Origin of the sequence: Smaragdicoccus niigatensis DSM 44881 = NBRC 103563 (assembly GCF_000380645.1) — a bacterium.
GTDB classification, from domain to species: Bacteria; Actinomycetota; Actinomycetes; order Mycobacteriales; family Mycobacteriaceae; genus Smaragdicoccus; species Smaragdicoccus niigatensis.
The window spans coordinates 45396-70225 of sequence record NZ_AQXZ01000010.1; the positions used below are offsets into that span (position 1 = coordinate 45396).

General features: G+C 64.9%; 21 protein-coding genes. 10 read left to right on the plus strand and 11 right to left on the minus strand.

The genetic code is table 11. The features are described 5' to 3' along the window. Positions 1–74 precede the first annotated feature (74 nt). The gene (locus F600_RS31000; RefSeq protein ID WP_156024382.1) at positions 75–1277 is read left to right on the plus strand and encodes an acyltransferase family protein; all 1203 of its coding nucleotides are present in this window, start codon (positions 75–77) and stop codon (positions 1275–1277) included. Here the strand turns inward: F600_RS31000 and F600_RS0102845 are convergent. Genes F600_RS0102845 through F600_RS0102855 form a run of 3 tightly spaced genes read right to left on the minus strand, consistent with a single transcriptional unit; the run spans position 1160 to position 6714 of the window. Beyond that, positions 1160–5416 (minus strand): DUF3367 domain-containing protein, encoded by a 4257-nt coding sequence (locus F600_RS0102845; protein ID WP_018159076.1) that lies wholly within the window; start codon positions 5414–5416, stop codon positions 1160–1162. The genes F600_RS31000 and F600_RS0102845 overlap by 118 nt on opposite strands. Positions 5417–5445: 29 nt before the next feature. Continuing rightward, entirely contained in the window at positions 5446–5616 is a 171-nt protein-coding gene (locus F600_RS26630; protein ID WP_018159077.1) for a DUF2613 domain-containing protein, read from the minus strand. 18 nt (positions 5617–5634) lie between these two features. Further along, positions 5635–6714 (minus strand): isochorismate synthase, encoded by a 1080-nt coding sequence (locus F600_RS0102855; RefSeq protein ID WP_018159078.1) that lies wholly within the window; start codon positions 6712–6714, stop codon positions 5635–5637. Between the two features lie 109 nt (positions 6715–6823). On the opposite strand from F600_RS0102855, the gene F600_RS0102860 reads away from it, so the two are divergent. From F600_RS0102860 to F600_RS0102875, 3 genes are all read left to right on the plus strand, one after another. After that, positions 6824–7978 carry a glycoside hydrolase family 3 N-terminal domain-containing protein gene (locus tag F600_RS0102860; protein ID WP_026306102.1) on the plus strand — a complete coding sequence of 385 codons (1155 nt, stop codon included), beginning with the start codon at positions 6824–6826 and terminating at the stop codon, positions 7976–7978. A gap of 72 nt (positions 7979–8050) precedes the next feature. Continuing rightward, positions 8051–8650: a TetR/AcrR family transcriptional regulator gene (locus tag F600_RS0102865; protein WP_018159080.1), complete on the plus strand. Its 600-nt coding sequence runs from the start codon at positions 8051–8053 to the stop codon at positions 8648–8650. A 451-nt stretch (positions 8651–9101) separates the two neighbouring features. Further along, positions 9102–9968, plus strand: coding sequence for a type IV toxin-antitoxin system AbiEi family antitoxin domain-containing protein (locus F600_RS0102875; RefSeq protein ID WP_018159082.1), 867 nt, complete (start codon positions 9102–9104; stop codon positions 9966–9968). A gap of 71 nt (positions 9969–10039) precedes the next feature. Here F600_RS0102875 and F600_RS0102880 read toward each other — a convergent pair whose 3' ends face one another. Together F600_RS0102880 and F600_RS0102885 are read right to left on the minus strand one after the other, a co-directional pair. Then, positions 10040–10906 (minus strand): MaoC/PaaZ C-terminal domain-containing protein, encoded by an 867-nt coding sequence (locus tag F600_RS0102880; RefSeq protein WP_026306103.1) that lies wholly within the window; start codon positions 10904–10906, stop codon positions 10040–10042. 2 nt (positions 10907–10908) lie between these two features. Then, a complete protein-coding gene (locus F600_RS0102885; protein ID WP_018159084.1) occupies positions 10909–12264 on the minus strand; it encodes a 3-oxoacyl-ACP reductase in 1356 nt (451 codons plus the stop codon). A gap of 156 nt (positions 12265–12420) precedes the next feature. Between F600_RS0102885 and F600_RS0102890 the strand changes: the two genes are divergently transcribed. From F600_RS0102890 to F600_RS0102900, 3 genes are all read left to right on the plus strand, one after another. Further along, entirely contained in the window at positions 12421–13701 is a 1281-nt protein-coding gene (locus tag F600_RS0102890) for an acetyl-CoA C-acetyltransferase (RefSeq protein ID WP_018159085.1), read from the plus strand. 280 nt (positions 13702–13981) lie between these two features. Next, on the plus strand, positions 13982–15799 hold the full coding sequence (locus F600_RS26635) for a VanW family protein (RefSeq protein ID WP_018159086.1): 1818 nt from the start codon (positions 13982–13984) through the stop codon (positions 15797–15799). Then, on the plus strand, positions 15790–16785 hold the full coding sequence (locus F600_RS0102900) for an endonuclease/exonuclease/phosphatase family protein (RefSeq protein WP_018159087.1): 996 nt from the start codon (positions 15790–15792) through the stop codon (positions 16783–16785). The genes F600_RS26635 and F600_RS0102900 overlap by 10 nt, the downstream gene beginning before the upstream one ends. Here the strand turns inward: F600_RS0102900 and F600_RS0102905 are convergent. From F600_RS0102905 to F600_RS0102915, 3 genes are all read right to left on the minus strand, one after another. Next, positions 16772–17371, minus strand: coding sequence for a hypothetical protein (locus F600_RS0102905; RefSeq protein WP_018159088.1), 600 nt, complete (start codon positions 17369–17371; stop codon positions 16772–16774). The genes F600_RS0102900 and F600_RS0102905 overlap by 14 nt on opposite strands. A gap of 100 nt (positions 17372–17471) precedes the next feature. Further along, positions 17472–17852 (minus strand): alpha/beta fold hydrolase, encoded by a 381-nt coding sequence (locus F600_RS0102910; RefSeq protein ID WP_156024383.1) that lies wholly within the window; start codon positions 17850–17852, stop codon positions 17472–17474. 105 nt (positions 17853–17957) lie between these two features. Further along, positions 17958–18266, minus strand: a complete 309-nt coding sequence (locus F600_RS0102915; protein WP_018159090.1) for an alpha/beta fold hydrolase — start codon at positions 18264–18266, stop codon at positions 17958–17960. 265 nt (positions 18267–18531) lie between these two features. On the opposite strand from F600_RS0102915, the gene F600_RS0102925 reads away from it, so the two are divergent. Then, positions 18532–19062, plus strand: a complete 531-nt coding sequence (locus F600_RS0102925) for a hypothetical protein (RefSeq protein ID WP_018159092.1) — start codon at positions 18532–18534, stop codon at positions 19060–19062. Positions 19063–19253: 191 nt separating this feature from the next. Then, positions 19254–20876 carry an alpha/beta hydrolase gene (locus F600_RS0102930; RefSeq protein WP_018159093.1) on the plus strand — a complete coding sequence of 541 codons (1623 nt, stop codon included), beginning with the start codon at positions 19254–19256 and terminating at the stop codon, positions 20874–20876. Between the two features lie 62 nt (positions 20877–20938). Here F600_RS0102930 and F600_RS0102935 read toward each other — a convergent pair whose 3' ends face one another. Further along, entirely contained in the window at positions 20939–22774 is a 1836-nt protein-coding gene (locus F600_RS0102935) for an acyl-CoA dehydrogenase (protein ID WP_018159094.1), read from the minus strand. 255 nt (positions 22775–23029) lie between these two features. Here F600_RS0102935 and F600_RS0102940 point away from each other — a divergent pair, with 255 nt between their 5' ends. Beyond that, positions 23030–23635, plus strand: coding sequence for an alpha/beta hydrolase family protein (locus F600_RS0102940; RefSeq protein WP_018159095.1), 606 nt, complete (start codon positions 23030–23032; stop codon positions 23633–23635). Here the strand turns inward: F600_RS0102940 and F600_RS0102945 are convergent. Together F600_RS0102945 and F600_RS31465 are read right to left on the minus strand one after the other, a co-directional pair. After that, positions 23628–24227 carry a class I SAM-dependent methyltransferase gene (locus F600_RS0102945; RefSeq protein ID WP_018159096.1) on the minus strand — a complete coding sequence of 200 codons (600 nt, stop codon included), beginning with the start codon at positions 24225–24227 and terminating at the stop codon, positions 23628–23630. The genes F600_RS0102940 and F600_RS0102945 overlap by 8 nt on opposite strands. Positions 24228–24237: 10 nt before the next feature. Further along, a complete protein-coding gene (locus tag F600_RS31465; protein WP_018159097.1) occupies positions 24238–24387 on the minus strand; it encodes a hypothetical protein in 150 nt (49 codons plus the stop codon). Between the last annotated feature and the right edge of the window lie 443 nt (positions 24388–24830).

Below are 24830 nucleotides of genomic sequence, written 5' to 3' on the forward strand. Positions count from 1 at the left end.
CAGCAGAGACTGAGTGAACCGGGACACCGCACGGCTAGACGGCTGGTTGTGGGCACAGGCACACTGGGTGTGCCATGCAGCTTGTCGTCGCCCCGCCCGCCCCTTCCACGGCACCGCACGGTCTTCGGACGACGCGCCCATCGGGTTATCTGCCCGCGGTCGAGGGCATGCGAGCCGTCGCTGCGATCGGAGTTCTATTCACGCACACGGCTTTCCAAACCGATGCCATCAGGTGGCCGGTCCTCGGGCCGCTGCTTGGACGGCTCGATCTGGCGGTCGCGGTGTTCTTCGCGATCTCGGGCTACCTGTTGTGGCGGGTGCACGCCGCGGCGGCTCGCGGACTCGCGACTCCACCTTCGGTACGCCGTTACTTCCGTCACCGTGCGGTTCGCATCCTGCCCGCCTATTGGGTCGCGGTGTGCGTCGTCCTGTTGTTTGTCGCCGGCGGCTCGTTCGAAGTGTGGTTCGCGAACCTGACACTCACGCAGCTGTACTTTCCATTCACCCTGACGACCGGCCTCACCCAGATGTGGAGCCTCGCGGTCGAGGTCGCGTTCTATGTTGCGTTGCCGCTGATCGCGATTGCGATGCGCCCGCTGCGCGACGATATCGCCAACCTGCGGGCGCCGATAATTCTGGGCGTCTCGCTGGCTTCACTGGGTTGGGCACACTTCAACCTTCCGCTTCCGCAGGGCGTCGACCCGTCCTCGATGCCGCCTGCGTACCTGTCGTGGTTCGGTGCGGGCATGCTCCTGGCGGAACTGTCCATCGGATGGCCGGAGCTGGTCACGCGGATCATGACGAAGCAGTGGATCTTCTACGTGGTCGCAGCGCTGACGTTTTGTCTGTCGGCGACGCCGGTCGCCGGGCCCGGCGGTCTCGTGATCCTGGAGACGTACCAATTCAGCACGAAGGTCGCACTGGGAGCGATTCTGGCGTTTGCGCTGATGGCACCGGTCGTCGCAAGTGATCGTCCACATCGATTCCTCGACAGTCGGGTCATGCAGACCCTCGGACGCTGGTCGTACGGAATCTTCATCTGGCACGTCGGCGTTCTGGCGATCGTTCTGCCCGTCGTCGCGGTCGCGCCGTTCTCCGGCCACTTCGTCCTCGTGACGGTCGTGACGCTCGGTTTGTCGATCCTGATCGCCGCGGCGAGCTACGCCCTCGTTGAGGAACCGCTGCGGGTCGTATCGCGGCGCTGGGAACGCAACCATTCCGGTGCTCCGACCGCGGCGGCGCCTGTCACCGCGACGGCGACCAGGCAGAGGAACTGAATCGTCGTCGAGTGGCCGAAGTAGCCGGTCAATGACTGCCACGGTCCGCGCGACAGCAGCGCCACGGCGAGCCCGTAGGTGATGCCGACTGCCGCCGGAACCCATCGCGGCCATCGCCGCCGAACGTAAGGCTCGGCCAGGAGCGCACCCACTCCGACCAGCGCGCCTACGACTCCCGAGATGGCCGCACAGGCGGCAACCACGCCAATCGCCCCCAACCAGGTGATCGTCGGGACGTTCATCCTGCTCGTCGTGCGACCTCGGCTGCCGATCAGCGCGAGTGCAAACAGGGGCAGGAGCAGCAGTAATCCACCGAAGATCGCCACGCGGTACCAGGTGTCGAGCGCGAATTCGAGAGTCACCCGAGTGATGCCCGGTGGCACGACCCAGCCCTGCTGCCAGCCGTTCACGGTGATGGCCTGCAGTTTCTTGCCGTCCGCCGTCGCGGTCCAGCCCACGTTCGTGCTCTCCGGCACGACCAGAATCTGCGCTTTCTGCGATGCCTGGACGTCGACCTCCCGGTGGGAGTTCGTCCAGTCGTCCTTCTTGACGTCGAAATGGCGCGGGTCGGCGACCGGGGTGCCAGTGTTCAGCCGCAGCTGGTCGGTCACGAACAGCGGACCCGCCTCGACCCGGACGTCGGAGTTTCCGGCCGGCAGTTCCGCGCTCGGCAGGCACGGCGAGGCCTCGAGGACCTCGTTCGACTTGAGCTGCGCAACCGTCGCTCGAACGCTGGTCGGGACGATCGTCTTGCCGATGGTGATGGTCGGTCCTTGGCCGCAGGGGATCTCGATGACCCGATCGCTGGGCTGCGGCGTCGCACGAATGACTGCTCCGTCATCTCCGATCAGCGCGACCTCGGCGAGGCCCGGACTCTGCGCGACGTTGAATCCGGCCGGAGTGCGGTCGAGCGTCGTCCGCCAGTCCAGGATCGAGATGTCGATTCGGTCGGTGACCTGCGGGTGTACCGCGATCGTGGAGGTCGAACTCGAGGGCACGGTGAGCGTCTCCGGCCCCGCGCCGAGATTGACCGATACGTGTTGCGGCGCGGCCGGCAGCTGACCCAGGCTGCGCGTCAGCTGAATACCGGTGATGAGACGGGGCGCCGGTAGGAGAACGGTGATCGTGGCTCGGCCACCCGTGGTGTTGACTGTGCTGTCCGGTGCGGTCCACGTCGTGCGCACATCTCCGTCCGCCGCCGCGAACGCGGAGCCGCGCAGGTCGGCGACATTGGCTCCGCCGATCGCGGTCAGCGGCAGCGTCGTCATGATCCGTTCGAGTTCGGCTCCCGGCCGGGACCGGACGGTGAGGACCGGATAGACCGTCACCGTTGCCGGAACCTCGAGCGTCCGGGCGAAGTGCTCTTCCTCAGGGGGGAGAAGGAGCGCGGGGCTGCACCGAACTCGATCTTGGCTGTCGAAACAGGCCGGCCGCCCCGGAAGCTCCTGCCCGAGATCCCAACCGGCGATCGTGCTCCCAGCGGCCGGCGCGGGCACGATGACGTGCTGGTAAATCGGGACGAAGACCGGGTTGTCAGGGTCGGCGAAGTCCTTCAGCGACACTTCGGCGAGGCCGAACTGGTTACCCACGCTGCCGTCGACCGTGGCCTTGGCGGTGATGCGGATCCACGTCGTTCGCCCGGGCGGGAGAGCGACCGCAACCGGCGTACCCGGTGCGCCCACGCGCACGCCGGTGCTGCCGATGTCGGTCGAGACTTCGATGTCCGCGACTCGGGAGCCATAGGCGCCTGCGCTCGGCGTGAGGTACAGGAGGCCCGACGTGATCGGGCGATCGAGGTTGAGTTGCATCCACTCGCCGAGCGCGCCCTTACTTCCTTCGCTCACCCAACTGGTGCCGGGATCGCCGTCGAATGCGCTGCCGGCCGAGCTGCTCGGTGACACCCCGCCGAGTTGGACCGCGTCGGCCGCCGAGCTCGACACGGTGACGCGGGCTCCGACCCACTCGGCGGAGATCAACCGAGCACCGTCGACGGGGTAGTCGGCCTTGGCATTGAGGGTTCGGCGGGGGTCTCCGACCGACCGGATGGCGGAAGCGTGATCGTCGACGCGGCCGTAGTCGATCTCCCGGTTCAGGGGCGTGTCGGTGACGGTGACCAGGGGCGCGCGGACGCCGGCGCGTGCGGCATCGGAGGCCAACAGAGCGGTCGGCAGGCCCATTCGGATCAGTGCTTCGGGGCCGCCGTCGACGACGGGGATGTCGGCCATCGCCGCCGTGTACGGCTCTGTGGGATTGGGGTCTTCGGGCAGCACCTGGTAGATCTCGACCGGCTTGTACGGCGGCCGAAGTTCGGTGTCATAGACGATTCCCGGCTGCTTGGCGGTGCCCGGCAATTCGCCGAACTCGGCGACCTTGCGTAAACCCGGGGAGGACGCGAGGACGTGGTGCACGAGCAGTGGACGCGTCGATTGGGACGTCTCGGGGTCGAGGTCGTTGCGGACGACGAGGTAGCCCACACCCATGCTGCGCAGTGCCGCCGAGAGGTTAGGAGAGGGCTGTCCGGAAGCGAAGAGCCGTTGGATGGCATCGAGAGCGCGAATCGCGCCCGGCGGATTCAACGGGATCGCGTCGCGGACCGCCCACGGCGAGCGAGCCAGAGCCTGTAGCGGCTCATCGCGGGTCAGACCCCACGTCTGGCTGCCGAACGGTGCGCCCGGGACGACGAGCGCGCGAGTGTGCGGGGCGTTGTCGGCGAGCCAATCGGCGGTGTCCTGCCAATACTGCGGTAGTTCGTCGTAGGTGCCGCGGGGCGCGAGCCGACCAGTCCAGGCCACGGCCGTCGCCACGGTGACAGCGACCAGAATGAGGGCCGCTCCGGCCATTGCCCGGTGCCGTTCGACATGTGCGAGGAGGCTCGCGAGGCGCCGCCACGGAGTCGCCAGCGGGAGTGGCACGTTCGCCAGGAGATGTGCGAGCCCCAGCGCGAGTGGAAGCCGGATCAGCGGGTCGAACTTGTGGACGTTCCGCAGCGGTGCTCCCGCGCCGTCCAGGAAGTGGCGGACGGGCTCAGCGATCGCGGACCCGAGCGCGTCCGGATAGCCGACCGTCAGGATGACGACGCCGGCCAGGAACATAACCGTGAGGCGGCCGCGAGCGGGCATCGACTTCAGCGTCAAGCCCATGAGGCCCGTGACGGCGATAGCGCCCGTCGCCAGCACGGTGACCGGCTGCGTGATGAGCACCGATCCGGCGATGCGGTCGGGCGAGACGAAGGCAGTCCAACTGTCGGTTCCGCGCAACACTTCGACCAGCGAGTTCCACTGCGTCGTGACACCGGCCGATTCGATGAAGTCGAGGAACGGCGGACTCAGCCGCCCGAGGAGCAGCAGCGGAACGAGCCACCAGACGGTCGCCAGGGCCAAGCACAGGACCCACCACCCCGTGAAGCGCACCCAGATCTTGTTGGGTTTGGTCAGGAGCCACCAGATCCCGGCAGGGACACACGCTGCGAAGGTCGCGATGGCGTTGACCGAACCCATCAACGCCACGGCGACCGCGCTGCGGGCCGCGGCCCGGCGGGGGGTGACGTCGCCACTCCACAGTCGGACCAGAGGAAGCAGCACCCAGGGCGCCAGCATCATCGGGAGCGACTCGGACGAGATGGGCCCGATCGTCGTGAGAATGCGCGGACTCAGCGCGAAGGCGATCGCAGCGAGGACGCGCGACCCACGGTTGCCGATCCCGAGCGCTTCGGCGAGGCGAATGATTCCCCAGAATCCGGCCGTGAGCAGGATCGCCCACCACAGTCGCTGAGTGATCCATGCGGGGATATGCAGGAGATGCCCGAGGCTGAAGAACGCGCCATGCGGGAAGAAGTATCCGTAGGCCTGGTTCTGAACTTGGCCCAGCGGGGCCTGACTGCTCCAGAGATGCGCTGCCCGCGCGAGGAATCCGATCGGATTCTGGCTCAGGTCGTACTTGGTGTCAGCGGCGATCTTCCCGGGGTCTTGCCAGAACGCAAGAATCAGAAAGGCGATTGCCGCGCCCGCGAGATGGCGGCGTCCGAAGGGTGATCGGTCGACTTCGGCGAGCGAAGCAGCGGATTCGGTCGCCGGAGTCCTGGCCTTGGCGCGACGTAAACTCGCCGGAATCCTGGCCTTGGCGCGACGTAAACTCGACAACGGCGCTGCGTATTACGCGGCCGTGGGGATCAGCGGCTGCCGTACGTGACGATTCCGAGCAGCGACGACTCGGCGTTGGCACTGCGATCGATGTTCGGGCGGGAGTTGTCGGACACGGCGACGGTGATGCCGAGCACGAGAGCAACTCCGAGCACACCTCCGGCGAGGGCGCTCAAAAGACCGGGTCGAACGATGTCCATGGCGTCCACGGTAGCAGTTCAGTCTGTGGCGAAGCTCAACAGTCCGCGCAGAGTGCGCAGCTTGGCAGTGGTTTCGGCCAGCTCATCGGCGGGATCCGAACTGGCGACGATTCCGCCGCCGGCGTAGAGGCGGGCGTGGAATCCGTTCGGGGACAACACTGCGCAGCGGATCGACACGATCCAGTCGCCGTCGCCCTGGGCGTCGCACCAGCCGACGGCACCCGCGTAGAAGCCGCGGTCGCCTTCGATCTCGCGAATTGCCTCGAGTGCGGAATCGGTCGGCGTCCCGCCGACGGCCGGCGTCGGATGCAAGAGCGCGGCGAGGTCGAGAGCGGTGGTCGCTGGTTCAGCAAGCGTTGCGCGAATCGGTGTCGCCAGGTGCCACACGTGCGGCGTGCTCGCCAGGATCGGCCCGGCCGGAACGTCGATCTCGGTGCACACCCCGCTGAGGCGGTCGCGCAGGTACTCGATGACGTACGCATGCTCTTCGAGGTTCTTGTCGGAATCGAGGAGCTTCTGGGCGTTCGCCTCGTCCGATTCGGGGTCCGTCCCGCGGGGAGTGCTGCCCGCCAGCGGCTTCAATGTCACGCTGCGTCCGCGCCGGCTGACCAGCACTTCCGGGCTGGCGCCGATGAGGGTGGTGCCCACGTGATCGGAACCGGCGGCCGAGAGGTCGACCGCGAAGACGTTGCCAGTGGGGTATCGAACTGCCGCGTGAAGTGCGAAGTCCACGGGGTCGATCGCGGCGTTGGCGGCGACGTCGATCGACCGGGCCAGAACGACTTTCTCCAGCTCACCGGCACGAATCCGTTCGATGGCACCCGCGACCCGGGCACTGTGTTCGGCGGGCGTGGGGTTCTCCGCGACGACGGACAGCGCGATCGGGTCGTGCTGCACCGGAGTGATCGACCTCCGCGTGACCTGACCGGCGCGGAACAGCGCGGTCGGGTGAGTGGGGTCGAACGGCAATGCACCGGCGATGAATGCATCCCGTTGGGTGCGGATTGCGATGCCGGCTTCGTGGACAGACTGGAACGTCTCGCGCGCGCCCGTGGCTCGCACGACACTGCCCGCTCGGGCCAAAAGAAATCCGTCCATCTCATCGCCGACCCTACCTCGGAGTATGCGCTCAGAACCGAGGGGTGTGACGCGTCCCATGGGTGTTGGTTCCAGGGTTTGCGGTGGGTTCGCCTATACGGTTGACCGAGTGAAGCGGTTGACCCGGACTGTGGTGGCTGCTGTGGCAGTGGTGGTCACGGCGTGCTCCGCCGCACCGACCACCGTTTCCGGTCAGGACGCAAGTCTGGCCGCCTCCGATTCCGAGATGGTTTCCGAAGCCGCTGCGAAGGCCTCCTGTGAAGCGAACTTCCTCGGTCGATTGACCCGTCGCGACAAGCTCGCGCAGCTGCTCACCGTCGGTGTCACCGGCTTCGACGACGCCTTAGCGGTGGTTCGCGCGCAGCATGTGGGCGGCATTTTCATCGGCGGTTGGACCGACCACGGTCTGCTCGCGAAAGCCTCGCTCGATCAAGTGAAGTCCGCCGCGAATGTGCCTCTCCTGGTGTCGATCGACGAGGAGGGTGGCCGCGTTTCGCGGGTTGCCGACCTCATCGGCCCGGTGCCGTCGGCGCGCACGGTCGCCCGCACAATGCCTGCCGACTCGGCGTACAAAAATGCCCTGAAGCGCGGCAAAGATCTTGCCGCGCTCGGGATCACCGTGAACTTCGCACCCGTCGTGGATGTGTCCGACCAGGCCGACGGCGAAGTCATCGGGGATCGGTCGTACTCGGGTGACCCGCAGGTCGCGACCACGTACGCCGACGCCTACGTCCGCGGCATGGAGGAAGCCGGGGTCCGCCCGGTCATCAAGCACTTCCCGGGCCATGGGCATGGGTCCGGCGATTCGCACCGCGCCGGCGTGGTGACCACTCCGCCGCTCGCGGACCTGCAGCAGGTCGATCTCGTGCCGTTCCGCAAGCTCGTCGACGACAACGTCGGCGTCATGGTCGGGCATCTCACGGTTCCGGGGTTGACCACCGACGGGATTCCGGCAAGCGTCAGTCCGGCGGTGATGGATCTGCTCCGGAAGGGCGACGGCTACGGCGCACGGCCGTTCAACGGCGTCATCTTCACCGACGATCTGCTCGGCATGGCGGCGATCAGTGATCGGATGGATCTGCCGTCTGCGGTCGTGGCCGCCCTCGAGGCCGGTGCCGACGTCGCGTTGTGGATCTCGACCGCGGAAGTTACTCAGGTCCTCGATCGGCTCGAGGAAGCAATGACGTCCGGCCGCTACCCGGAAAGCCAGGTCGACGCGTCGGTGTTGCGCGTGGCGCGCTTCAAACACGCCACCACCTGTTGATCGCCGGGACCGCGCCTCTCCTAACTTACTGACGAGTAAGGTAGGCTTCCTTCCGAAGTGGGGAGGTCGAAGATGACGAATCGTGCACGTCGGCTCCCGCGCGCGATCCGCGAGCAGCAGATGCTCGACTCGGCCGTCGAGGTGTTCTCCGAGTTCGGCTTCCATGGCACGTCGATGGAGGCGATCGCGACTGCCGCGGGCGTCTCGAAGCCGATGCTGTACCTGTACTACGGCTCGAAGGACGAGCTCTTCGCGGCGTGTATCTCACGCGAGACCGTCCGGTTCCTGGAGGCTATCGCGGGTGCGGGCGACCCGCAGTTGTCGCCCTTCGAGCAGGTCAACGTAGGGCTCGTCGGGTTTCTGAAGTTCGTCGATGAGCACCGTGCGTCGTGGCAGGTCCTGTACCGGCAGGCGGTTGGTCAGCAAGCCTTCGCGGGCCAGGTGGCCGCGAGCCGGCAGCGGCTTATCGACCTGGTTTCCCATGTCCTGCAAGCGAGTACGCGGAACCCGGAAGAGGACACGGACTTCTCGCTGATGGCCGTCGCGCTCGTCGGCGCAGGTGAGGCCGTCGCCGACCGAATCGCCGACGGGTCGGTCTCCGTCGAACGTGCGGCTACGGTCCTGCAGAACCTCGCGTGGCGTGGTCTGTCCGGCAGGCGACGGGAATCTTAAATTCCCGTTGCACTGTGAGGTGGGTCACAGTAATATGAGGAAACCAACTCGAAATGCGGTGAAACCGACTGCAGACGGATTCACACTTTCCAAGTGCCCGGCCATCGAAACCGGAAAACGATGACCCCGGGGGGACCGGAATAACGTACAAGAGACGGTTGAAAATACGGATTAGCGTGCCCAGCGTCCGCAAATAATTGGAGAAGAGCCGTACAACGGTTTGGTCCTCCAAACAACGACACATTGACCCTAGCTAGGCCGCAAAATGTGATCGCAGGACCTCCAAGCCCAGACTCTCAGCGCAAAAGCGCCCGATCCCCCGTCGGGCGCTTTTTGCGTGCCCGGATCAGGATCGGTTCGCGTTGGGAAGCGTCCGGATCGCTGACCGATCGATTTCCTTCCGAATCCCGAACTGGGGAACCAGGCGATCGCACCGGACGTCCATGTTCGCGTGCACAACACCAAACTGAATTCACTCCTCGCCCGGCAGGAGGGCATTCTCACCCTTCGTCAGGCGCGGGACTATGGCATGTCGGAGGAAGCGGTAAAGCGTCGACTGTCGTCTCGGCAGTGGCGCCGAGTCTCGTCGGGCACGTATCACGCGCTCGATCACCCGTGGACGCCTACCGCCGCGCTGCGCGCCGCTGTCCTCGGTGCCGGCAAGGATGCAGTGGCCCATGGTCTCAGCGCCGCCTGGTGGCACGGGCTCTTGGAAAAACCTGACGTCACGCGTTTCGTGACGATTCCACGGAAACGCTGCGTGACGCGGATTGGAAACGTGGAGATCCGCCGACGAGACCTGGATCGACGCGATCTCGCAGTAGTTCGGGGGCTTGCCGTGACTGGCGTGCCGTTGTCCGTGCTCGAAGCCGGTGATTCGGTCCTGATGGATAGGGCTCTTCAACTCCGGGTCAAACTTCCGATGCTTCGTGAAGTACACGATCGAAACGCTCGTCGAGACGGAGCTGCTGAGGCCGGACGACTGTTGGCAGTCGCCGAATCTGGCGGGCGGAGTGAGGCGGAGCGTCTCCTCCACTCGATCTTCCGACGATGGAACATCCGGGGTTGGACGGCGCAGTTTGAGGTGCAGGGCTATTTGCTCGATGCGGCGTTTGAGGAGGAACGCCTCGGCATCGAGGTCGACGGCTGGCGGTTTCATCGAGATGCGGCGCGAAACAGTGCTGACTTGCGGAGGCAGAACATCTTGGTCAACGCGGGGTGGCGACTGCTGCGGTATGACTGGCACCGCCTGGACAGTGACCCGGACGGAGTGGCCGAGGAGATTCGCCTGGCGATTGGGAAGCGTTTGGATCGCTGAGCGATCCGATTCCTTCCCAAAGCCGAACCCCCGCCAGTCCGAGGACTGGCGGGGGTTGGTTCCGGTCTAAATCAGAGCCCGCGCACCGTCGCAGTGAGGTGCGGGTAGCCCTTCTTCGGGTGCTTGACCGCGAGGTCCCAGCCGCCATCGGCCTTATCGGCGTAGACGTTGATCTTCGACGGGATCAGGACCGGCTTGTTGAACCGCACGGTGTACACAAACGCGTCCGGCAGCTTGCCTTCGATCGCCTGCAGAATGGTCGCTGCGCTCCACATGCCGTGCGCGATCGTTGACGGGAAGCCGAAAGCCTTCGCGCCGATCGACGAGATGTGGATCGGGTTGCGGTCGCCCGAGACGGCCGCATAGCGGCTGATCGTGCTCTGGGTGACCTTGAGCGCCTTCTGCGGGCGAGGCGGAACCTCGTCCGGCTTCTTTTCGCCCTTCGGTCCGCCCGACAGCGACGTCTTCTGCTGGCTCAGCATGGTCGAAACCTGCTTCCACACCAGCTCGCCGCCGACCGTGATCTCGCTGACCATGTCGAAGAGCATGCCCTTCGGGTGTTCGCGCAGGTTCTCGGCGCGAACGGCGATGTCGAGCACGTCGCGGACCGACAGCGGACGGTACTGCGTGATGACGTTCTCGAAGTGCACCAGACCCATTGCCGGGAACGGGAATTCGCCGCCCACGAAGAGCGACACCACGAGCGGAGTCGTCAGCGTGAAGGGGTAGGTGGCCGGCAGTGCGTCGATGAGGCGCAGGTCGGTGACCTTGACGTAGTCCGACAGGTTGTCGAGGTCGACCTTGAGGCCGTCGAGCTCCATGACCGTGTCCGGCAGCGTCTTCGGCTTCGACTTGCCCGGGATCGGGACCGCGCCCAGGGCGGCCTTTGCGTAAAGGCCGCCGAGGTTCGGCAGTTCAGTCAGCTTCTGAGTGGCCACGATCAGGCGCCCATCATCGCCTGGCCGCAAACGCGGACGACGTTGCCGGTGACGGCAGCCGAAGCCGGGCTCGCGAAGTAGGAGATGGTCTCGGCGATGTCGACCGGCAGACCACCCTGGAGCAGGGTGGAGAGCAGACGGCCACCCTCACGGGTCGCGACCGGAACAGCGGCGGTCATCGCGGTCTCGATGAAGCCCGGCGCGGCCGCGTTGATCGTGATGCCCTTCTTGGCCAGCTCGATCGCCTCGCCGTCGACCATGCCGATGACGCCGGCCTTGGTGAGGCCGTAGTTGGTCTGGCCACGGTTACCGGCGATGCCAGCGATCGACGAGATGTCGATGACGCGGCCGCCCTCGGCGAGGACACCCTTCTCGACGAGGCCGTTGGTGATGGCATACGGCGCAGCGAGGTTGACCGCGATGACCGAGTTCCAGCGTCCGTCGTCCATGTTGGCGAGGAGCTTGTCGCGGGTGATACCGGCGTTGTGCACGACGATGTCGATCTTGCCGCCGAAGCGCTCGGCTGCCTTGGCCAGAACGTCTGCCGCGTCGGCCGCGGTGACGTCGAGAGCGAGGGCGGTTGCGCCGATCTTGTTGGCGGTCTCCGCGAGCGCCTCGCCGGCCTGCGGAACGTCCGCGATGATGACCTTGGCACCGTCGCGGATCAGGACCTCAGCAGTCGACGCGCCGATACCGCGAGCGGCACCGGTGACGACGGCGACCTTGCCGGCGAGCGGCTTGGCCCAGTCCGCCGGAGCAGTGGCGTCGGCCGCGCCGACCTTGAAGACCTGGCCGTCGACGAAGGCCGACTTGCCCGAGAGGATGAAGCGGAGGGTCGACTCGAGGCCCGAGCCCTTCTGCTTCGGCGAGACGTAGACGAGCTGTGCGGTCGAGCCCTTCTGAAGCTCCTTGGCGACCGAGCGGGTGAAGCCCTCGAGCGAACGCTGCGCGATGCGCTCTTCGACGGACTTCGTCTCGTCCGGCGTGGTGCCGATGACGAGGATGCGAGCGCAGGCGGTGAGCTGGCGCATGACCGGCTGGAAGAACTTGTAGAGGTCGGCGGTGCCGGCGATCGTGGTGATGCCGGTCGCGTCGAAGACGAGGGCGCCGTACTTCTCGTCGTTGCCTTCGGCGAAGACATAGTCGGTCAGCAGGCCCGGGATCGCCTTGGCGATGCGACCGGTGCCGCCGACGAGAACCGGGCCGTTGAGCGGCGGCTCACCCGCGACGTAGCGACGCAATTCCGGGGGAACCGGGAGACCGGCCTTCTTGGCAACGAATCCACCGATGGCGGAGTGAACGAAGGAGCCGTAGAGCTGGGGAGCGCCGCCATCAGCGGCACGCTTGGTCGAGGCCACGAAAAACCCTCTTCTGCGTTGGATTGTTGGAATACTGCGGTTGTCTTGTGGGTCACTTTAAACAGGGCGGGTGATCCCCCTGTATCGACAAGTAACTTACCCCCGAGTAAGTTCACTGTCGAGTACAGCCCTCGTAACGCTGGGAGAAAAACAACAATGGCTAAGCAAGTTCGGAAGGTCGCCATCCTCGGCGGTAACCGCATTCCGTTCGCGCGCTCGAATGGTGCGTATTCGCACGCATCGAACCAGGACATGTTCACCGCGGCCCTCGACGGACTCGTCGCCCGCTTCGGGCTTCAGGGCGAAGAACTCGGCCTCGTCGTCGGTGGCGCGGTGCTCAAGCACGCCCGCGACTTCAAGCTCATCCGCGAGTGCGTTCTCGGCTCGCCGCTGAGCCCCTACACCCAGGCCTACGACATCCAGAAGGCTTGTGGCACTGGACTTCAGGCAGCGATCAACGTTGCCGACGCAATCGCCGCGGGCCGTGTCGACTCGGGTATCGCCGGTGGCACCGACACCACCTCGGACGCCCCGATCGCCCTCGGTGACAACACCCGCGAGGTGCTCCTCGGCTTCAACCGTGCGAAGACCACCCTCGAGCGCCTCAAGCTCATCGGTCAGCTGCCGGCGAACCTCGGCCTGGACATCCCGGCCAACGCCGAAGTCCGCACCGGACTGTCGATGGGTGAGCACGCTGCCATCACCGCAAGTGAGATGGGAATCGCACGTGAGGCGCAGGACGAACTGGCCGCGGCCAGCCACGTCAACATGGCTGCTGCGTACGACCGCGGGTTCTTCAACGACCTCGTCACGCCGTACCTGGGTCTGACCCGTGACGACAACCTGCGTCCGGGCAGCAAGGTGGAGAAGCTCGCGACCCTCAAGCCGGTCTTCGGCCGCAACCTCGAGAACCCGACCATGACGGCCGGTAACTCGACCCCGCTGACCGACGGTGCGTCGACCGCGCTGCTCGCGTCGGAGGAGTGGGCCGCCAAGCACAACATCGAGCCGCTGGCCTACTTCGTCGACGGTGACTCGGCTGCCGTCGATTACGTCAATGGCAAGGACGGCCTCCTCATGGCGCCGACCTACGCCGTGCCGCGGATGCTGGCTCGCAACGGCCTGACCCTCCAGGACTTCGATTTCTACGAGATTCACGAGGCGTTCGCGTCGGTCGTGCTCGCCACCCTCAAGGCGTGGGAGAGCGACGAGTACTGCAAGGACCGCCTGGGCCTCGACGGTGCGCTCGGTCCGATCGACCGCAGCAAGCTCAACGTCAACGGCTCGTCGCTCGCTGCCGGACACCCGTTCGCGGCGACCGGTGGTCGAATCCTGGCTCAGACGGCCAAGATGCTCAAGGAGAACGGCGGCGGTCGCGCCCTCGTTTCACTCTGCGAGGCCGGCGGTGGAGGCACCGTCGCAATCGTGGAGGCTTAGCCCCCAATAAGTGCCGGGTTGGCGGATTCGGTGTAACAGACACCCTCCGCCATCCGATACTTACGGTGACCCCGTGTTGCTGCCTGACCCCCGACCCGGCAGCCCCACGGGGTCATTCCATTTTCTGGAGCGACTTCGTGTTCTCGCCCATTGCTCCCAGAAAAATGCAGCCAACCCGTGACCTGTACCTGCCGTTTTGGTCCGCGGTTGAGATGCCCGTCCGACCTACGCTTCAGTTCAGCGAGTTGGGATCGGCATTGGAGGAACTCTGAGCGCGCGTGTGTTGCCGCCTGGAGGCGGTAGAGAAGCCATCGAGGAAATCACTGACGTCCTACCGCCGTATACCGGTGGGGGATATTCAGACCCCAAGCCGAAGACTCCACCGCCGCCACCGCGGCGCATCATTCCGGAGATCAAGGTCCCGATTCCGCGACCGTCACGCGTCGCGATGATCACCGCGGGTGCGTTCGTCGCCGCGGGGGCCCTTTACTCCCTCGATCTGGCGCTGACCACCGGCGAGATACCTCGTGGAGTGGAAGTCGCCGGGATCGATGTCGGTGGCCTCGACGCGCAGCAGGTCGACGCCGTGCTCCGCCATGACCTCGACCGCAAGCTCGATGAATCGCACAAGATCGTCGCGGGTGAGGTCGAGACGAACTTCGTCCCGTCGCGCGCTGGTCTCGGGGTGAATTACGAGCTGACGATCGCCGGCTTGCCGAAGCAGTCGTGGAACCCGATCACGCGCTTCGCGTCGTACTTCACGACGACTGAGGGCAATCTCGTCACCACGGTCAACGAGTCCAAGCTCAACAAGGCGATGGACAAGATCAAGGGCGTCGCCCAGCGGGACAAGGTCGAAGGGTCGGTCCGAATCAAGGACGGACGCGTCGTACCGATCTACCCGCTGAACGGTCAGAACCTCGAAGAGGACCAGGCGCGGACTGCGCTGATCGACGGCTGGGCCGAAAACGCTCCGGTTCGACTGCCGGTTCACATCGACCCCACCGGAGTCACGCAGGACGCGGTGAACTTCGCCATCAACGGCATCGCGAACCCGGCGGCGACTTCGGACGTCTCCTTCGAAGGCAAGGACGGCGAGAAGGCCACGCTCAAGAAGAGTGACATCGGGGACGTGCTGCGGTTCGAGTCGGACGGCAGCGGCGGCCTCAAGCCCGTCTACGACTACGACGCGGCCGTGAAGATCCTGGCTCCCCAGCTTGCCAGCACCGATGTTCAGGCCACGGAGGCGACCTTCATCTCCACGGGAAGTGGCGTGCAGGTCACGAAGTCGGCCGAGGGCGAGATCGTCGATTGGCCCAAGACGCTCGACCAGTTGCCAGACCTCCTGCAGCAGACGATCGGCACGCGTGAGGCCAAGGCGATCTACAAGAAGGTCCAGCCGAAGCTGACTCAGCAGCAGGCCAACGATCTCGGCATTCGCGAGGTCATCGGAGAGTTCAACATCGGCAAGCTGGACTGGTGGTCCGGCGTCAACATCCGTACTGCTGGAGCCCTGCTCAATGGCACGGTCATCAAGCCGGGCGAAACCTTCTCGTTCAACGACGTGACCGGTCCGCGGACGGCCGACGAAGGCTATGCGGCAGCGCCGATGATCGTGGACGGCCGGCCGAGTAAGGCCGCCGGCGGTGGCGTCAGCTTCCTGGCGGGGGCGATCTACAACGCGGCGTTCGAGTCGGGTCTGCAGATCACCGAGCGTCGCAACGCGCCGTACTACGACGGGATGATGCCGGTCGGTATGGATGCGTGGGTCGATGGCCCAGGTGCGGATCTGAAGATCAAGAACAACTCCAAGCACGGCGTGATGATCGAGGTATATGCGACGACCTCGAAGGTCAGCGTCAAGCTGTGGGGCACGAAGTCGGTTGACGTCGACCTCGAGACCGGCGACCGCCACGACATCACCTATGCGCAGTTCAAGCAGATCCCGAGGGGCCCGACGTGTGTGTGGTCGGACGGCGCCGAGGGCTTCACAGTGACCGAAACGCGAGTGATCACTGATGCCGACACCGGCAAGGAGACCGCGCGGGAGAAGACCGACGTGAAGTACGGCCCCAAGCCGAAGATTGCGTGCGTCTGATCGATCCGATGAAGAACGGCGGCACCCAACGGGTGCCGCCGTTCTCGGTGCGTGGGGTGCTGCGCGTCGTCAGTTGGCTTGCGGTAGGCGCGGGAGCCGCCGGAATCGCACTGGATTTCGTTCGCCTGCAGAACACGCTCGTCATCATTCTGGTGTCCGGTGTTCCGGTCCTCGTGCTGGCGGGAGTGATCGGGTTCGTCGGGCTGTCCTTACTCCAGCGTGGGAGAGAGGCGGCCGTCGCGGGCGTGTTGGCGCTCGTTGGAATCGGTACACAGCTTCCGTTGTTCGTCGCGTCGGACGTTCCCGACCACGGGGTTCGCGTCATCGTCATGCAGGCCAACGTCCTGTTCGACGGCGCTGATCCGAACGCGTTCGTCCGTCAGGTTCGCGACAACCACGTCGAGATCCTCACCGTCGACGAGTTGACCCCGGGTGCGGCGGAAGCATTCGGGAAAGCCGGCCTCGGGGAGCTCCTGCCATACCGCTACCTCGAGCCGGCGACCTTCGCGACCGGCACCGGGATCTACAGCCGATACCCGCTGTCGGACTTGGTGTCGCACGACGGCTACTTGATGAATCAGCTGTCGGCCAGTATCGATGTGCCGCGTTTGGGACCGGTGACCGTGCACGCCTTGCACCCGATTCAGCCCCTGTACGGATCGGCGGATTGGGTTTCCGAGCTGAATCGGGTGCGCGGGATTCTCGACCGCAGCAATCTGAGGCAGCCCGCGATCGCCGGTGGCGATTTCAACGCCACGTTCGATCACGCGCAGTTCCGGGCGTTGCTGGATCGGTTCGAGGATGCGACGGATCAGGCCGGCGCCGGCTATCTCCTGACCTATCCGACCGACAAGTGGATCGCGCCCGCGGTGGGGGTCGACCACATTCTCGTCTCGGGTGGTGTTGCCACCGAGGTCCGGACCGTCGATCTACCGGGATCGGATCACCGGGCGTTGGTGGCGACGGTGACTCTCACGGGCACTTGACGGTCAGGTTGTCGGCCCCGACCGCAGTCGCATTGCAGCCGTTGGCGATGGCGCGGTTGTTGTTGTTACTCAGGCCGGCTTGCGCGTATCCGCCGTTCGTCGCGTAGGCGTAGTTGTTGTTGCCTGAGGAACTAGCCAAACTGCCGTTTCGCGAAATCGAAGTGTTGTTGTTGCCGCCGACTAAAGCCGCACTTCCGCCCGACGCGAAAGCGCGGTTGCCGTCGCCGCCATAGTTGATCGCGGTGCTGTCGTTGGTGGCCACAATGACGTTGTTGTTGCCGTTGGCCGCGAACGCGTCGCTGCCGTCACCAAGGGCGATTGCCGTGTTGTGGTCGCCGTTGGCGGCGTCGGCATCGGCGTTGTCTCCGACGGCAATTGCCTTGTTTCCGGTTCCTCCGACGGCTTTCGCGTCGCTGTTGTCACCGGATGCGATGGCAACGCTGCCGCGGCCCGACGCTTCGCATGATGCGTTTCCCGAGGTGAAGCCAGATGTCCCCGCCGCATGGCTGACCTGAACACAGCGGTTTCCGGTGGGAAGCGCCTGGGCCGTGGGGGCGGCGGCGAGAACGAATGCGAGCGCGCTCACCGTCCCACCCAAGGTTGTTGCGATTACTGGGCGGTGGCGAGGCGTCATAAGGGTCCACAGTATTGCCGGTCCGGTCCGAAATCAGCGTTCTGTCCGGATTTCAACCGTTCGCGTCGAGAAATCGAACGGCGTCTGCGATCACCGCGGCGACCTGATCCGGGACTTCGTTCGGCAGTAGGAAGACCGACCCTGGAATCGTGACGAGTGTGATCTGCGGTGCTGCCGCAAGTGTTCGACGCTCGGCGTCGGTCAGCCCGCCGTCGCTGTTCTTCTCCGCGTGCACGACCCAGGTGGGGACACCCGTGGCGACGAGGCGACCGGCCGGGTCGTCGCTCTCGAGGTAGTCCAGGTAGGCCGCGCAGATCCGGGTGATGTCCCGGCCCCGGTTCGCGCGGGCGTCCGCGCGCAGTTTCTTCGCGTGGCTCGCCTCGATGTTCGCGGTCCGGATGATGAGCTCGGTCGCCCACATGAGCGCCCTCATGGGGATTGGTCCGACCCGCTGCGACAACTGCACCACGCGCCGGAAGAACGCGGATTCATCGGGTGTCGTAAGGCTGATGCCGAGCAGAACGGTCGGCCCGGTGAACTATCCGGACAGCACCATCTCCAACGCGACCGACGCACCGTGGGAGAACCCGACGAGAACGTCGCAGCCGTGTGCCCGCGCAAACGCGGCGGTCTCCGTGGCCATCGCGGGAATCGTGTGGTTGTCCGGACCGAGCGGTGCGCCGGCGTTGCCGGGCAGCGTCGTGGCGACGAGTCGGACGCCTTGAAGTGCGGGTTCCGCCATGACGAGTTCGTACGACCGTGCCGCGCACGAACCGCCCGGCAGCAGCAGCGCGGCGTGCGCCGCGTCAGGTGGACCTGATTCCAGAAAATCCCACTTCGGAGGCATGTTTTCTCTCCTCGAGAGAGTTGGGATAATCATGTCACCGTCAGGCGAAGCTGAGAATCGTCCCGGGTGGGCATGCACCACCCCTAGGAGTCCTATCTGGTGACTGTCACCCGGCCGCACCATTGACTTGTTCGACAATCACTAGGCCGAGAGGGACATCATGTCGGTCAACCGTAGGGGCACCAAAGCCATTGTTCTCATGATCAGCGCGGCAACGAGCATGCTGGTCATAGGGTGCTCGAGTTCGACCGACGACGGTCCTTCGATGCCGACGACTCATGCTTCGGTGTCAAAGACTTCCACGACAACGACGACGACCAAGAGTTCGGACAGCGACAACCCCTTCGGGTTTTCGTTCCCGAGCGACTCCAATTCGCCGGACGGAAACGACGATTCGGACAAGGGTTCCGGTGGTTCGGATAGCGATTCCGGTGGCGGGCCCACCCTGGATGCTGCGACCGGCTCCTACCCCGGCGACTGGAAGGGCGGGGGCCGGACGATGACTCTCAGCCCTGACGGCACCGGAACCATGAAGCTGGATGACTCCGAGTATGCGATCGCCTGGGCGAATGAAGGCGCCGGTATCACGGTCACGATCAAGTCGATCACCGTCAAGAAGGATGGTGCGGAGAAGGTCGGCAAGGTCTGGCACGGCGCACTCCAGAAGGACCCCGACAGCAGCAAGACCGTTCTGCACCTCGCGGACAAGGCGTCCGACCTCAAGGAGATGTTCAGCGGAATGTTCTGGTGCAACAACGACTCGGACAACAGCTTCTTGTGCGGCGGCGGCGAGTGACCGACTGACTGATTGACGAACACCAGAGCCTGGTCCCCGATTCGGGGGCCAGGCTTTGCTGTTTCTGCAGGTAAGAGGCTTGCAAGGGGGTGGGAACGTGAGCCCTAGGGTTCCTATTTGTGATGCCCGTCACACCGGACATTTAAGAGAGGCAGCGGAGCATTCAGCCGCTGCATTTTGTAGGAGTCCCGATGACCGACACCCTTGTCTTCGATACGCCCGTTCTGCCGTTCGAAGTCCCCAATCTGCCCGTGACGCAGGGAGCGCCCGAAAAACCACGACGACGGGGGCGCAAGTCGCGCCTGGTCATCGGGTTGATCAGCGTTTCGACCCTGGTGGGAACCGGCATTCTGAGCCACCAGCTGCAGACCGCGGCCGGCCCGCTCGACAAGTTCTACAACCAGACGATCCAGTGGGGGTCGTGTAAAGGCTTTGAAATGGGCGGACCTGAACTCAACCATGGACTGCAATGCGCTCGGGTCACGGTTCCGCTCGACTACTCGAAGCCCGACGGTGAAACCGCATCGATCGCGATCTCCCGGTCACGAGCGACGGGAAACAAGATCGGCTCAATCCTGGTGAACCCGGGCGGACCCGGCGGCTCCGGCCTGTCGATGCCGACGGATGCCGGCTACAGCTCCACGCTCGGCGAGAACTTCGACGTCATCGGGTTCGACCCGCGCGGAATCGGCGCCTCGACCCCGGCGATCAAGTGCACCACCACCTCCGAGATGGACCAGAGTCGTCAGAGCGACGGTTACGACAACACGCCCGCTGGGATCACGGCGCAAGAGGCTAGCACCAAGGCGTGGGTATCCAGCTGCGTCAAGCGGTCCGGACTCAACCTTCTCGCACATGTCGGTACACGCGACGTTGTGCGGGACATGGACATCATTCGTGCCGTACTCGGCGATGACAAACTGACGTACGTTGGCTACTCGTACGGCACCCGACTTGGTGCCACCTATGCCGAGATGTTCCCGGACAACGTGAGGGCGATGGTTCTCGACGGTGCTCTCGACCCCACGCAAAACCGGTCCGACCAATTGGTCAAGCAGAACCGGGCATTCCAGCAGGCCTTCGACGACTACGCCGCGTACTGTGCGCGGTTCGCCACTTGCCCGCTTGGTAACGATCCGACGAAAGCGGTATCGAACTATCGCGTGCTCATCGAGTCGCTGATCGGCAATCCTGCCGAGACCAAGGATGGCCGTGGCCTCAGTTATGGAGACGCACAGACAGCGGTGAGCCTGGCGATGTACTCACCCGCGTTGTGGGGCTACTTGACCCAGGGTCTGAGCGAGGTCACGCAGGGCACAGGTGACACGCTGCTGATGTTGGCCGACGCCTCCTATGGCCGCCGTGCGGACGGAACGTACACCAACGAACTCGACGCTCGCATCGCGGTTCGCTGCGTCGACGATCCCGCCGCCACCGACCGAGACGCACTCGGCAAACTCGACACCGCGATCCGTGAAGCTGCGCCGTTCGAGGACGATGGACGCGGCACTGGGCTCGCACCACTGGATACCTGCGCCTTCTGGCCGGTCCCGACGACCTCGAAGCCCCACGCCATCAACATCCCCGCCTTGCCGAAGATCGTCGTCGTCTCGACGACACATGACCCGGCAACGCCGTACCAGGCCGGTGTCGATCTAGCGCGTCAACTGCGTGCGTCGCTGCTCACCTACCAGGGCACCCAGCATGGAGCGTTTTTGAACTCCGGCAAGTGCATCGACGACGCCGTCATCGCCTACCTGCGGGACCTCAAGGATCCTGGCAACCTGACCTGCGCGCCGGACACCAAGTCCTGACCGCACAAACAGAAAGGCTGGCTCCCGGAAATCCCGGGAGCCAGCCTTTTCACGTTGACGTATCAGAACGCGGCTTCGTCGAGCTCCATGATGTCGTTGTCCAGCGTGGCCAGAACGTTCTTGACGCTGGTCAGCAGCGGCAGCGAGTTGCGAGCGAAGAACTGCGCAACCGCGACCTTGCCCTCGTAGAAGCTCTTGTCGGCGCCGGCAGCGCCATTGTCGAGAGCAGCCAGCGAGACCTCGGCGTGGCGAAGCAGCTGCCAGCCGATGAGCAGGTCACCGACGGCCATCAGGAAGCGCACCGAACCGGTACCGACCTTGTAGAGCTCGGCCGGGTTGTCCTTGGCGGCGAACATGGGGCCCATGAGCGAACCGGCCATGGCCTGAACGTCCTCGAGAGCGGTCTTCAGCAGCTGACGCTCGTTCTTCAGGCGACCGTTGCCGGCCTCACTGTCGATGAACTTCGTGATCTGGCCGGCGACGTGCGCGAGAGCGACACCGCGGTCCTTGGCGATCTTGCGGAAGAAGAAGTCCAGGGCCTGGATGGCCGTGGTGCCCTCGTAGAGCGAGTCGATCTTCGCGTCACGGATGTACTGCTCGATCGGGTAGTCCTGGAGGAAGCCCGAGCCACCGAGAGTCTGAAGCGACTCGGTGAGCTTCTCGTAGGCACGCTCGGAACCGACACCCTTGACGATCGGGAGGAGAAGGTCGTTCACGCGGAACGCCATGTCGTGGTCCGCACCCGAAGCGGCGAGAGCGGTGTCGTCGTTCTGGTGAGCGGCGGTGTAGAGGTAGATCGCACGCAGACCCTCGGCGTACGCCTTCTGGGTCATGAGGGCGCGACGAACGTCCGGGTGGTGCGTGATGGTGACGCGCGGAGCCGCCTTGTCCATCATCTGGGTCATGTCCGAACCCTGGACGCGGCTCTTGGCGTACTCGAGGGCGTTGAGGTAACCGGTCGAGAGGGTACCGATCGCCTTCGTGCCGACCATCATGCGAGCGTTCTCGATGACGTCGAACATCTGGGCAATGCCGTTGTGGACGTCGCCGACGAGCCAGCCGACGGCCGGGGTGCCGTGGAGACCGAACGAAACCTCACACGTGGCCGAAGCCTTGAGGCCCATCTTGTGCTCGAGGCCGGTGACGAATGCGCCGTTGCGCTCACCGAGGGTCTCGGTCTCGAAGTCGAAGTGGAACTTCGGAACGAAGAACAGCGACAGACCCTTGGTACCCGGGCCAGCGCCCTCGGGGCGGGCGAGCACGAGGTGGAAGGTGTTCTCGAACAGGTCGTCAGCGTCGGCCGAGGTGATGAAGCGCTTCACACCCTCGATGTGCCAGGTGCCGTCGGCCTGCTGGACGGCCTTGGTGGTGCCGGCGCCGACGTCCGAACCGGCGTCCGGCTCGGTGAGAACCATGGTGGCGCCCCAGCCGCGCTCAGCTGCGACCTCGGCCCACTTCTTCTGCTCGTCGGTTCCGTTGTGGTGGAAGATCTGGGCGAAGCTGGCACCAGCGGCGTACATGATGATCGCCGGGTTCGAGCCGAGGCCCATTTCCTGCAGGGCCCAGGTGACGGCGCGAGGTGCCGGCATACCGCCGAGCTCCTCCAGCAGACCGACCCGGTCCCAGCCACCATCGGCGTAGGCGCGGTACGACTTCTTGAAGCCTTCGGGGATCGAAACCGTGTGGGTCGACGGGTCGAACACCGGGGGGTTGCGGTCGGTGTCGGCGAACGACTCGGCCATCGGACCCTCGGCGACCTTGCTGAACTCCTTCAGCATCTCGCGCACAGTGTCTTCGTCGAGATCGCCGTAACCGCCGGCGGCGAGAACGTCACCAATACCAAGGACCTCGAACAGGTTGAATTCGATGTCGCGGACGTTGGACTTGTAGTGGCTCATCTTGAGACCCGTATTCCTTTGCTCTTCGTTGAGCTGGTGCGGACTAGAGTTCAGTTCCGCCCAGGGGTGCTACCCACCGGTAACTTAATAGCCATGTTACTGGCCAGTAGTTTTGCTGTTCAAGTGTTCAGCTAAGGCTGTGATGCGAAATACAGGTCCCCCCGCGCAAGGAGGATGAGTGAGCATCGCAGCGACGAAGGAGCGAGGAGCGGAGCGAGGGACGGTGCGCGCAGAAGGCGCCGTAACGTAGGTCTCATGCCGAATGAACTGCTGGTCACGACCAGTGCCGGTAATGCATCTGTCGTAGTGGATACCCCGACTGGCGAGCCTCGTGGACTTGTCGTCCTCACGCACGGCGCCGGTGGCGGCATCGAAACGCTCGACCTCCATGCGGTTCGGGATGCCGCGGTGGCGCGCGGTGCGGTCGTTGCGCGGGTGAACCAGCCGTACGTCGTCGCGGGCCGCCGGATGCCACCCCGCCCGCCGGTTCAGGACCCGGCCTGGATCGAAGTGATTCTGCAACTGCGGCAGCGCTTTCCGGGACCGCTGGTGCAGGGCGGGCGAAGCAATGGTGCGCGCGTGGCATGCCGGACGGCGACGTCGGTCGAGGCGGTCGGGGTCCTGGCTCTGGCGTTCCCGCTGCATCCGCCGGGCAAGCCGGAGAACTCTCGCGTCGAGGAGTTGCGGGGAGCAGGCGTTCCGGTCATCGTCGTGAACGGGGCGAATGATCCCTTCGGCATCCCGGACGCCGGCGATGCGCAGGAGGTTCACGTGCTTCCGGGTGAGGCGCATTCGTTCAAGAAGTCGCGTGCGGAGATCCGCGCCGCGGTGGACCCGTGGTTGGAGCGCTGGCTCAGCTAGGCCGGTGCGCGGTGACGAGGCAGTCGATAGCGACACCTTTTTCGGTCGCGCGGTGCAGCTTCTGGGCGATATCGATCGTCAACAAGTCCTCGACGTCAGACACGATGTCCTCCGGTGTGTAGAGAACCTCGGGGTCTTGAGGTCCGCCGACGCCCTCGGCGATGTTCGTCGAGTCATGCCCGAGGACCACGAGCGTTCCGCCCGGTGCGAGTGCCTGCGCGCAACGACGCATCAGGTCGCGTCGCTCGGTCTCTGGAAAGTGAAGATAGGCGCTGATGATGAGGCTGAATTCCCCGGGAATGTCCCAAGAGGTGAGGTCGGCCTCGACCCACGTGAGCCGATCGCGAGTCCGGCGGGGCAGTTTGGTGGCGATGGTCGCGCCCTTGTTGAGGGCGACTCGGGAGAAATCGACGGCGGTGACCGTCCAGGCGTTCAGGGCGAGCCATATCGCATGACGGCCTTCTCCGCAGCCGAGATCGAGCGCGCGACCGCGATGCAGCGGCCAGGCCTGCGCCACGATGACGGGATTGGGCGGAGCGCCCCACACGAGTTCGGTGGATGCGTAGCGGTCGTCCCAGGCTTGCGCATCCATACAGGAGAACCTAGCTCGTCAGAATCTTCTCTCGAAGGTCAACCGAGTGGTTCGCCCGTGCTTCTTGCGGCTGTTCGGTCGCACGGCAGAGCCTGCCGAGCACTAGCGCGACCGGAAGCGCCGCGAAGGCCCACAATGCGAGGGCGATGGCGATGACCATAGGTCCAGAATCCTCGAATTTGGCGAATACGCAACCATATGGCTATCGAAGTTTCTAATTAGTGCGCAATGTCATACGAATGTGATACACGGCATGGCCGTCGTCGTGCCCGAACGTTCTTGCTGGGCAGGGGATGTTTCTCCGCCGCGCGAGCATGCGTCGGTGAAGGAAACCAACTGGTTGGTAATGAAATTAGCTAAATAATAACTACGCTGAAATGAAAACAGGCCGCCGGCGAACTTCGCTGGCGGCCTGTATCGGTCGTCTAGCCGCCGAGAGCCGTGAGGAGTGCAATGACCGAACCGCCCGTGGCGGCGCCGTTCATGATGATGCCGAACACCGCGGCCAGCACTTTGAGAATTGCCATTTCAAACCCTTTCGATGCGAAGAACCCATCGCCGCGGAACTGAATTGAGCGTCGAGCGAGTGCTCATCAGCCGGAG